Below are 11,432 nucleotides of genomic sequence, written 5' to 3' on the forward strand. Positions count from 1 at the left end.
TCTGTTGAGCCTGGCGTTAACTTTCAGCATTATACTGGCCTGGTTAGTCAACTGACAGACTGGCAGAGCGTGAGCGTCTTATTTAGAATTAAATCTGATTTTTCCGGTCTGCTCGCCATAAATAGTTTAATCACAACATTCATTTATTTATTTGAATAATTTTCTGTTCGGGAAAACGTTTGTTAATGCTTTCCTTTCTTCAACCAGCGTGAATGGCACTATCATGAAAAATATCCTTATTACCGGTTCAACAGGGTTTTTAGGCGGGGCTGTCGTAGCAAATCTTTTGCAGAGCAGGGTTCAGGATCGACTGCTGCTGCTGGTCAGAGGCGAGACCGTTGACGAAGGGTTAAACAGGCTTAAAGCCAACCTGAAGAACTTTGGTTTAAATGCGTCAGTAATCAATACGATAGCAGCTGAAAATATTATTCTGGGTGATCTGGCGTTTACGGACAATTTTATTCATGACGCACGACTTAATGACGTTACCCATGTCATTAACTGCGCCGCCGTCGCCTCATTTGGTAACAATCCTACCATCTGGAAAGTGAACGTTGAAGGCACGTTCCGGTTTGCCGAACGAATGAGCCGTGTTGAAGGATTGAAGAAATTTATTCACGTTGGAACCGCTATGTCCTGTGCACCGGAACCCGGCTCACTGGTCACTGAGGGCGGGCTCAATTCCAGCCGCGATCAGCATGTCGTTGAATACACCTGGAGTAAGGCTTCAATTGAAAAGCTGATGACAGAGAAGTTGCCAGGCCTGCCACTGGTGATTGCCCGTCCGTCGATTGTGGTAGGTCATTCCGATCAGGGATGCCTGCCTTCAGCCAGCATTTTCTGGGTATTCAGGATGGCACTGGCGTTGGGTAAATTCACCTGCGACCTCGACGATCGTATTGATGTGGTTCCGGTTGATTACTGCGCGGATGCACTGGTTCTGCTGCTGGACGCAGAAAACGTCATTAATGAAGTCATTCACATTTCTGCCGGAACACACAGCAGTGTTACGTTTGCAGAAATTGATGAGGCGATGGCCAGAGCGTCAGGAAACAAGGCCCTGGGTGTGGATTACCAGAAAGTGTCCTATAAACAGCTGTCCGATAGCAGAAGAACGTTTAAGGATCTGTTCGGACCCTGCAATGAACGCATCATGCTGCGCGCAATGAACCTGTATGGCCACTTCTCAAACCTTAATGTGGTGTTTGATAACTCCAAACTGCTACAGCTTGGTATGAATAAGCCTTCCAGATTTACCGATTACCTGGACCGCTGTGTGCTGACAACACGTGATTCAACGATTGCCGAATTGATGCAGGTCGATTTTAAGTAGTTGAAAATGAAGTGGAAGAGTTTGGTTTGAGGGAGAAAGCGCTTCCAGCCGGAAGCGCTTCGGTTGATTAAAACGTCATGGTCAGACCCGCATAATAAGCACGGCCTGGCTCGTTATAGGTCGATGCCCCATCCGCTTCCCGGTAGAGCTGCTTATCCAGCAGGTTATTAATACCGGCATTGGCACGCAGATTTTTGGTAATGTCGTAATTGAAATTAACCCCGAATACCGAGTAAGCCCCGACTTCGCGATTCGACATTGAGCCATTTTCTGTGCGAGATTCCGCATACTGGCGCGGTTTCTGGCGGCCATACATTGTCCAGTTCAGATTAGTAGAGAAATCCTGCGTCACCTGCCAGTCCAGCATGGAGTTGATGGTGTATTCCGGGATAATCGACAGCGGATTGCCCGTCTTTTTATCCTTTGACTGGATCATGTAAGTGGCATTAGTCCGCCACTCAAGTTCATCACTGACCAGCGGTATCGTAACATTACCCTCCAGACCTTCAACGACTGCTTTGCCGCCGTTGCTCCACTGCAGAATATTGTTGCCATTAGAGGCGTAACCCAGCACATCAGTCCCGGCGACGATCTTGTTCTTGTAGTCATTGCGGAACCAGGTAAGACCCGCAATATAGCCATCCTGACTGAACTCGATACCCAGCTCTTTATTGACGCTGACTTCAGGATCAAGATTTTGATTACCCAGCAGATAACAGCTGCCGCTCGTCACGTTAACCGGGCAGCCATTGCCTCGTGTTGCCAGCAAATAGCCCTCACTGGACTGATAGAGGTTAGGGGCTTTGAATGCACGGGCGATACCCGCTTTCAGAGTAAAACTTTCTCCCAGCGCCTGAGAAATATTCAGCGACGGACTCCAGTTCGCCCCGAAAGTATCGTGATAATCAAAGCGCAAACCCGGTATCACCTCAGTGCTGTCGGTCGCGGCGATGTTATCTTCGAAATAGAGCGAACTCAGCGTCGCGCTGTTTTTGCTATTGCGGCTGCCCGCATCACCACTGATGCCATCAATCGAAACGCCCGGCGCACTGGTGCCGTTCATGGAGTTGGGATCGTTCAGCTCATCACGGTTCCACTCAGCGCCCAGCGTAACGGTCTGTTCACGCAGCAATTCCAGCGGGAAGCTGACTTCGCCTCCCGCCCGGTAACTTTCAAAGCGACTGTTCGAAAACGTATTGCTGTTGATTCGGCCTTCACCCGCGCCCGCGGTGCCTTCGTTCAGACGGGTATTGTTCGTCTTCTCATAGTTAAAGGTCAGTTTTGACTGTCCCCAGTCCCAGATACCGTTGTGGGACAGGCCCCAGGTCTGACGATAAAGACGATTAGTTTCCGACCCGTCGAGAGATTCGATAAGCTTATTACCGGCCCCGTTGCTGTACTGGGTATCCCCGGCGTAAATATTGCCCTGACGACTGTAGCCATAGCTAAAATCCAGCACCTGCAATGGCGTAATCTTCCAGGACAACACGCTGTTGATGTCTTTGTTGCGAACGCCTTCACGGCCGGCCGCGCCGGAGCCGTTATGCGACTGATTGATATCGAAAGCATCGCTGTCGGTTTTATTGATGTTGCCATAAAGCCGCATAGTCAGCGCATCGCCCGCCAGCGGGCCACTCAGGTTAAAGTTGGCGCGTCGGGTTGCCCCTTCTTTATCATCTTCCGGCTGGTTGGTGTAGAGCGACAGCGATCCGCTCCAGTCATTTGTCGGACGTTTGGTAATGATGTTAACCACACCGCCAGAGGCGCCTGAACCGTAACGGGCTGCCGCTGGTCCACGAATAACTTCAATTCGTTCAACTATTTCCGGCGGTACCCAGTTAGAGTCGCCACGGGAATCACGCTCGCCGCGCCAGCTGTAACGCACTGAATTGCGTGAGGTCGTTGGCACACCGTCGATCAGAATCAACGTGTTTTCCGGCCCCATGCCGCGAATATCGATTTGACGATTGTTACCGCGTACACCATTGGCGCTGTTACCGGTGAGATTGACGCCTGGCATTTTACGGATAATGTCCGAGAGGTCGTTGACCGGCGGATTTTTTTCAATGTCCTGTGAGGTAATGACTGAAACACCGGGCTGCTGTTTTAACTCCTGTTCAGCGGTGACCAGCATCGTTTCATCATCAGCCAGCTTTTCTGTCTCTTCCTGAGTAGCGCCGTTAGCAGAAGTACTCAACAAACCAGCCAGCAGCAGTGCGGCAGGGCGCTTATGGACACGCATGGTTACATTCACTTCGAAAATCTCCCTGAATCGTTAAGGTATGTAAGCAAATGCGTATGATAATGATAATAGTTATCATTGTATATCGTGGTAAGGCATCTTTACATCCCCTGACAGTGGGCTGCTTATTCATCAGCCTGACCACTCAGATGAGCAAAACAGGTCGCAAAAACACTTCTTTGTCATGACCCGAAAAGTCTCTCAGAATGGCTCAGAATACGTCATTGTGACTCCAGACTTATTAGGTCTGGAGTCATAGATTAACGGTGGGTAGAATGGCGGCTCTGAAACGGGCAACAGGTAATGATGTGATAACAGATTCGACAATAACTGCAGCGCGTTCAGCACATGTTGGTCGGCATGTTCTTATCTGGCTGGAGCAGGTTAAAGCGGCTTCGCTGAGCGAGCTGGATAATTTTGGCGATGAAGGCACGGTAGAGCAGGTGATGAAGGTCTGGGTAAAACTGTCACTGTTGATCAGCCGGCGGCGTCCTGAAATCGCCGTTTCGTCTCTGCTTAGACATGTTCTGCCCAATATCGGATCGCAGCCGCTCAAAACCTTGAACCGTTTGCGCCTTAACCGGCTTTACAACATCCTGATTGCCGACGGGAAAAAGGAGGAGGCGCGTCGGGTGTTCGCGCTGACCAAACAATTCCTCGCCTGGGCCGAGATGCAGGGCTATCTCGATCACTCGCCTATTGCCTCGATGAAGAAACGGGATGTCGCAGGTCGTGCTACGCCACCGCGCAGCCGGCAACTAACCGATGCGGAAATCTGGGTTTTCTGGCACGGTCTGGATAACTGGGCATTATCGGAGCAGGCGCGCTGGGCGCTACGTTTATGTCTGGTCAGCGCCCGACGGCCGGACGAGATTGTGCAGGCGCAGAAATCGGAATTCGATCTGCAGTTAGGATTGTGGATGCAGGGCACCCGCAACAAATCACAGCGCGAGCATGTGCTGCCGATTTCACCGCTGATGCGGCAGTGCATCGAAGCGTTACTTAATGCCGCCGATCCGGACTCGCCATGGCTGGTGCCTGCGCCACGCGATCCCCAACAGCCGCTGTCAAAAGGCGCGCTGAATCAGGCGCTGCGGCGGATGATCCGCGCTCCGCGTGGGCTGGGACTGGAGCCATTTACCCCACGCGATCTGCGCCGCACCGCCCGATCAAAACTTTCTGCCCTCGACACGCCTAATGATGTCGCCCGCAAAATCATGAACCATGCGCTGGAAGGGATCGATCGGGTCTATGATACCCATGACTATCTGAGCCAGATGCGCAGCGCCATGAATACCTTTTCGGATGCGGTTAAGCAGATTATTGAATGCGAAAGCTATCATCTGCTGCGACATCGCTATGATGGCGAGACGCTCATTTTGAGCAATCTGTCCATCATGGCGATGTCACGCTGACGTTGCTGTTTTCACGATCAGAAGTGGTAGCGCAGCCAGGCAAAATAGACGTTACCGTTATTATGCGTACCCGGTATGTAGGTCATCTGGAAATCGAGATCGCCATAGCCGATTGAGGCCAGTGGCAGCAATGCTGGCACCGGTATATAGTCCCAGTTATGCCGGGCGGTGACGCCTGCCGTGTAACCTGCGCCCCAGTGAAAATTCTGGTCAGCCAGCGGACGCCATGTCGCTACCCAGCCATAACCCCCAAAGGGCTCCCATTTATTGAAGGAGTCCTTGAACGCCATTAAATAGATGCCGTTCCAGTTGCCTTTTTCATCGTAGCGGGAGATCCCCCCGCCTGCGCCCCAGGGCCTTTCATTATATTTATTGATGTGTTCCCGATCGTACGTGGCACGGTTATGCCACGTAATCGCGGGCAGATAAAAGTCGATTCCCTCTGGCTGCTGCCATGTTGTGGCAACCTTATCACTGAAGCTTTCCCAGCCTGCGCTGACATTCTGAACCAGCGTGGCGGAGTGAGCTGTAAAAGCAGTGAAAACGGTGGTTGTCATCATCAGCGCTTTAAGAGTTAAAGTTTTGCGCATGTGCGAATACCTGCAAAGTCTGGTGTTAAATAAGGAAATAAAAGCATCAAGGCGGGTATTGTCGCATAAAGAGTGGCAACTTCAGGTCAATGAGCGGCTGAAGCAGGATTTTATAATTAATAAAAGCGAGATGGCATTCCTGCTGCTCTCATCGTTCGCTTACCCATCGGCTATTTAACAACCTCTCCTTATTAGCAGGCTTTAAAAAACCTGAACGTGCAGACGATATCCTGAAAAAACCCGCATTATTTGTTAACAAAATCTTGCAATGATAATGGCAATGCGTATATTTCTCATTTGCTTTGAAAGTTCATCACACCCGCGCACAGGCGCTTACGGAAAGGGTTTCTGGTTCCTCAAACCTTAAGCAGGGCAGCGATGTCCGCAGGATGCAAGGTCGTGACAGTGGCAGCATAAAAACATAAAGATAATTGAGGAATTAATGAACGCTTTCGATCTTCACAATCCCAGGGCTATGGGTACGTCTGCTCTGCAACGCCCATTCAAATTCTCATTACTGGCCGTTGTCGTCGCCTCGTCACTGGCGCATAACGTCGCCCTGGCCGCAGAAACGTCCACACCCGCTGCCAGCAGTGATCAGACGCTAACGGTCAGCGCATCAGTCGATGATGCCGTGACAACGTCACCGAAAACGGATTACAGCGTCCCGGTGACTCGTGCCGGCACCAAAATGCTGGGCACCGTACGTGATGTGCCGCAGTCCGTCAGCATTGTCAGTACTCAGCGTATGGCCGATCAGCAACTCCAGTCACTGAATGATGTGCTGTCCAACACCACCGGCATTCATGGTATCAGTGGCGACATGGACCGCACTAACTACTATGCGCGCGGTTTTTTGATCGATAACTACATGGTCGATGGCATTCCTACCGCCTTTGCGGAGCGCTGGAATCTGGGCGATGCACAGACCGATATGGCGCTGTATGAGCGCGTTGAAGTGGTACGCGGGGCGACCGGGCTGCTGACCGGGCCGGGCAATCCGTCTGCTGCCATCAACATGGTGCGCAAGCACGCGGACAGCAAAGAGTTTGGTGGCACCGTTTCCGCCAGCTACGGCAGCTGGAACAAGCAACGCTACGTGGCCGATCTTTCCGCGCCACTCAGTGAGTCCGGCAATGTTCGTGGCCGCATGGTCGCCGGCTGGCAGGACAATAACAGTTTCATTGAGCGCTACGGTGCTAAAAAACAGTTTATCTATGGCGTGGTCGACGCTGATCTCACCGACTCTGCCACGCTGTCGGTGGGTTATGAGTTCAGCCAGGTCAATACAGACGCCACGATGTGGGGCGGCGCACCGCGCTGGTACACCGACGGCACGCAGATTCATACCCGACGCGGCTACAACACGGCACCGGACTGGGCCTACAACGATAAAGAGAACCGTAAAGTCTTTGTGAACCTGAAGCAGGACTTCGACAACGGCTGGAACCTTACGTTAAACGGCACGCACACCGATATGCGTCTGGACAGTAAGCAGATTTATCTTGATGGCTATTTCGATCGCAACACGGGCGCGGGCGTCTCTTCTTATGCCAACTATCCTGTGGTGGGCGGAACCGGTTATAACACCGGGAAGCGCAAAGTCGATGCCGTCGATGCTTTTGCCAGCGGCCCGTATGAACTGCTGGGCCGTCAGCATGAGCTGATGGTAGGTGTCAATTATACCCGCCAGGATAACAAGTACTTCAGCACCTTTGAGAATATTTCCTCCGAGTCGCTGGGCAACTACAACGATTTCAATGGCCAGTACCCGGAGTCAGACTGGACGCCACGTCTGCCCGCCAGCGATACCCAGCTGGTTCGCCAGAAGTCGACTTACATGGCGACCCGCCTGTCGCTTGCCGATCCACTGCACCTGATCATTGGCGCGCGTTACACCAACTGGAATCGTGAAACGCCAGGCGGGGAAGCGGAAGAGAATAACATCACCCCATATGGCGGGCTGATTTATGACTTTGCTGAAAATTGGTCTGCTTATGCCAGCTATACCTCGGTGTTCCAGCCTCAGGATTATCGCGATGCCAGTGGCGCTTATCTGTCTCCGGTCATTGGGAAAAACTACGAAGCCGGGCTGAAGTCTGACTGGATGGACAGTCGCCTGACTACCTCTGTGTCTGTATTCCGCACCGAACTGGATAACGTCGGAGAAGCCACCACTCAGACCATTCAGGGTTCAGGCGATGTGGCCTACATTGGCCGTAAAGGTGTAGTGAGTCGTGGCGTCGAGTTTGAGGTTAATGGCGCATTGACCGACAACTGGCAGATGACCTTTGGCGGCACGCGCTACATAGCGGAAAACCGGGACGGCAGCACCTTTAATCCACAGTTACCGCAGACCAGTTTTAACCTGTTCAGCAGCTATCGCCTGCCGATGCTGCAGCAGCTTACGCTGGGCGGCGGCGTGAAGTGGCAGACACATATCTGGAACGACGTCGGTGGACCGGAAGGCAACGGCACATGGCGCGCCCGTCAGGGCAGCTATGCACTGGTTGATCTGTTTGCCCGCTATCAGGTGAACAAAAATCTGTCGTTGCAGGGCAACCTCAATAACCTGTTCGACAAAGAGTATGACACCAACGTGGCCAGCTCCGTTGTCTACGGCGAACCACGCAACTTCGCGGTAACCGCGAGCTACACTTTCTGATTTATCTACGCGGGTAAGCCTGTGAAGAACGCCTCGGTTGAGGCGTTTTTTTATCCAGCCATCTAACTCTTGCCGCTGTTGGCACAATTTTTTCAGAAAAAGATTTCAGAGCACAGGCAGGACTATCGTCCACAGCAAAGTGCAATGTTGCCTGTGCATTTTGATGATTCGTATCAGCAACCCTTTATCCATTCTCATATTGGTGAAGCCTCTGCCGGCATTTTTACATCAGCTTAAGGCGTATTAAGGACTCGGGAACAAGCGGGTATCTGCGTTTCCAGCTTGTCAACGCTCAGCCGTTTTGAGAAGATGGTTTCCATAATGGAAACAGTCAGGAGCCAATGGAATGCATGTTATTTCACGCGTGCCGTTTGACGAGGCGGCGAGAAAACATCCCAATGCAGCGGCGGCACTGGATCTGCTTTACCGCCACCTCAGACAGGACGATTTCAGTGGTCCTGACGATCTCAGGGCGCTTTATGCAAGCCTTGATCGTATGAAGTATCGCGCTAAATGGTGGGTCATTGACGTCAGTGGCAACCATTTGCGCGTGATATTTTTCGCGGATTTTGAGCGCAGCAAAATCTTCATCAAACATATCTGCACTCACGCTGAGTACGACAAGCTTGTTAAGAAATATCGGGAGGTAACCGAATGAATACTGAAGCTATCAGGCTGTCAAATCAGCTGGCAGAAGCGGTGCCGCTGCTGGCCGGCAGCAACCAGCGACATGATTATGAAGGAGCACTGGAACTGGTCGAATACCTTATTGAACATGAGCCGGATAATCCGCTGGTAGATTTGCTTTGTGCTCGCATTGCTCATTATGAGGATAATGATCCTGCGATGGCCGACTTTAATAGCCGCCAGCGTGAAATCAGCACCGGACCTGGCGTTCTGAGGGTACTGATCGAGCAGCACAACCTCAGCCTGAGTGACTTCGAAAATGAAATTGGCAAAAAGTCGCTGGTCAGCCGAATCCTCAGCGGCGATCGTCAGTTGACCGTGTCACACATACGGGCATTGTGCGCGCGGTTTGGCCTGTCACCATCGTTGTTTTTTTGATTTAAGACGACTTCAAAGGCCGATCGAACGCCAAACGTCATTATGACGTAACACTACAATTGATAAAAAAAACGCCTCAGCAGAGGCGTTTTTCATCACATCTCAGGCCCGCACTTCACGTAAAACGCAGGGCCAGATTAAACCCTTCACCTGACTCCACGACAATCGCCTCAGCGGGCTCCTGAAACGCAATATCACCTGCCTGCAGTGCGTTTCTGACCTGCGCGAGATCGCCGGTCTCAAAACCCAGCGCAACCATCCGGGCACTGCCATCATAGTCTTCTGGCAGCGGACCGAAGCGACGTTGCGCATACTCTGCTGACGCGAATCGAACCGTGGCGGCACCGGCGCGCAGGACAAAGGCGCCTTCAGGGCAGGCAAGCACTTTTGCGGCACCAAAGAGACGACTATAAACCTGAGCCGAATGCGCCGGGTCCTGCGCCACAATGACAAATTCACTGATGTTCCGCACGCCATTGGGATGGCGTTGCCATGCAGGCTGCCATACCGCTTCAGGCGTCAGGTGCTGGCAAAAAAAGCTGCGTCCATTGGGTATCAGCGAAGGGCGCAGCCGCACGGTACGAAAGCGCGCTTCAGTTACCGTACCGTCGGGCAGATCGACCGGACGATGAAAAGAGGCGGGTGGATCGCCATCCAGATCCTGACGTTCCAAATGCTGAAACTCACTGTCGGCGTCACTGCTTTTCCACACCAGGCCACTCAATCCCAGCGGCGATTGCCAGAGATCGGCGCGCTGGCTGCCTTTGCCGGGTTCATAACCGAGCAGCTCTAAATAATTTTCGCCAAAGATGGCCAGATGATTACTCGAACCCAGCGAATGATGACCGCGCTTTGTGAGCTGAAAGCCAAGCCGCCGGAAGCGCGCGCTGGCGCTGTCGAGCTGGTCGGCCACGTTAATCACCGCGTGATCCAGAATCGGCTGCGGAACCGGAACAGACATCGCTGCACTCCTTTTTTTGGTCATTGCGCCGCCACAATCTGCAACGCGCGCGGGACCAGCTGCGTGAAGTATTCTACTGCCGGACCGATCAGCGCTTCATCCGGATCGAAGGCGGCGTGATGCAGGCCAAATTCGCTGGCGCTGCCGATGCTGACAAAAGCGCCCGGCACCTGTTGCAGATAGAAGGCAAAATCTTCTCCGCCCATCTGCGGCGACTCAGCATGCTCCGCGAGATAGCCGCTCTGCTGTGCGACTTCCAGTGCCACATCCACCCAGCCTGGCGTGTTAATCAGGGCAGGCGGCCCCTCGGTCCACTCCAGCTCCGCGGTCGCGCCAAATCCGGCGGCGATGCCCTGAATCAGCGAGCGGATGCGGTGTGGGATCTGCGTCCGGATCTCACCATTGTGGGTGCGCACAGTGCCCTCCAGCTCAACGCTTTGCGGCAGCACGTTCCAGGTATTCCCGGCGGTAAAGCGCGTCACGCTCAGCACCACCGTCTCCAGCGAGCTGAACACCCGGCTCGGCAGCGTCTGTAAAGCGGTCACAATATGGCTGGCGATCACGATCGAATCGATACCCTCCTGCGGTCGTGCCGCATGCGCGCCTTTACCTTCAACGCGGATCACAAAGCGATCGACGTTGGCATAAAACGCGCCCGCCCGACTACGCAGCGTACCGAGCGGCAGGTCGGGCGCATTGTGCAGGCCGAATATCGCCTGTACGCCTTCCAGCGCACCGGCATCAATCAGCTGACGTGCGCCATCAAACGTCTCTTCAGCGGGCTGAAACAGAATTCGCACCCGGCCTGGCAGCGTGGCTTCCTGCTGTTTGAGCTGCAGGGCGACGCCCAGCATTACCGCGCTGTGAACGTCGTGACCGCAGGCGTGCATGACGCCCGCCGCCTGCGATCGCCACGGGCGATCGGTGATTTCATCAATCGGCAACGCATCAATATCCGCGCGCAGGGCAATCAGTGATTCGCCGTGACCGATTTCTGCCACCACGCCGGTTTTCAGTCCCAGCGGCAACAGCCGGATACCCGCCTGTTCAAGCCAGCCGGCAATACGCTCAGTTGTGGCAAATTCATGGTTTGAAAGTTCCGGATGCTGATGCAGTTCGCGACGCCACTGCACCAGTTGTTCAGTTAAAGGCAATGTCATA

The 11,432-nt window shown here is 53.2% G+C and carries 9 protein-coding genes; 5 read left to right on the forward strand and 4 right to left on the reverse strand.

Annotated elements, in window-relative coordinates; all coding sequences use genetic code 11:
* Positions 1-223: 223 nt before the first annotated feature.
* Entirely contained in the window at positions 224-1,333 is a 1,110-nt protein-coding gene (locus AC6I8C_RS19895) for an SDR family oxidoreductase (protein WP_497823540.1), read from the forward strand.
* A 67-nt stretch (positions 1,334-1,400) separates the two neighbouring features.
* On the opposite strand, the gene AC6I8C_RS19900 is transcribed toward AC6I8C_RS19895, so the two are convergent.
* Positions 1,401-3,575, reverse strand: a complete 2,175-nt coding sequence (locus AC6I8C_RS19900) for a TonB-dependent siderophore receptor (protein WP_497823541.1) — start codon at positions 3,573-3,575, stop codon at positions 1,401-1,403.
* Positions 3,576-3,850: 275 nt separating this feature from the next.
* Between AC6I8C_RS19900 and AC6I8C_RS19905 the strand changes: the two genes are divergently transcribed.
* On the forward strand, positions 3,851-4,990 hold the full coding sequence (locus AC6I8C_RS19905) for a tyrosine-type recombinase/integrase (RefSeq protein ID WP_497823542.1): 1,140 nt from the start codon (positions 3,851-3,853) through the stop codon (positions 4,988-4,990).
* 17 nt (positions 4,991-5,007) lie between these two features.
* Here the strand turns inward: AC6I8C_RS19905 and pagP are convergent, their stop codons facing one another.
* Positions 5,008-5,580: a lipid IV(A) palmitoyltransferase PagP gene (gene pagP, locus AC6I8C_RS19910; protein WP_013196324.1), complete on the reverse strand. Its 573-nt coding sequence runs from the start codon at positions 5,578-5,580 to the stop codon at positions 5,008-5,010.
* Positions 5,581-6,022: 442 nt separating this feature from the next.
* Between pagP and fhuE the strand changes: the two genes are divergently transcribed.
* From fhuE to AC6I8C_RS19925, 3 genes are all read left to right on the forward strand, one after another.
* Complete coding sequence (fhuE, locus tag AC6I8C_RS19915) at positions 6,023-8,245, forward strand: ferric-rhodotorulic acid/ferric-coprogen receptor FhuE (protein WP_497823543.1); 2,223 nt, start codon at positions 6,023-6,025, stop codon at positions 8,243-8,245.
* A gap of 346 nt (positions 8,246-8,591) precedes the next feature.
* Positions 8,592-8,903 (forward strand): type II toxin-antitoxin system HigB family toxin, encoded by a 312-nt coding sequence (locus AC6I8C_RS19920; protein ID WP_497823544.1) that lies wholly within the window; start codon positions 8,592-8,594, stop codon positions 8,901-8,903.
* Entirely contained in the window at positions 8,900-9,310 is a 411-nt protein-coding gene (locus AC6I8C_RS19925; RefSeq protein WP_497823545.1) for a helix-turn-helix domain-containing protein, read from the forward strand. Before AC6I8C_RS19920 ends, AC6I8C_RS19925 begins: the two co-directional genes overlap by 4 nt.
* Positions 9,311-9,425: 115 nt before the next feature.
* Here AC6I8C_RS19925 and AC6I8C_RS19930 read toward each other — a convergent pair whose 3' ends face one another.
* Positions 9,426-10,271 (reverse strand): VOC family protein, encoded by an 846-nt coding sequence (locus AC6I8C_RS19930; RefSeq protein ID WP_497823546.1) that lies wholly within the window; start codon positions 10,269-10,271, stop codon positions 9,426-9,428.
* Positions 10,272-10,291: 20 nt separating this feature from the next.
* The gene (locus tag AC6I8C_RS19935; protein ID WP_497823547.1) at positions 10,292-11,431 is read right to left on the reverse strand and encodes an amidohydrolase; all 1,140 of its coding nucleotides are present in this window, start codon (positions 11,429-11,431) and stop codon (positions 10,292-10,294) included.
* Position 11,432 lies beyond the last annotated feature (1 nt).

The organism is Pantoea sp. X-Soil-YNGN-844 (assembly GCF_059730595.1).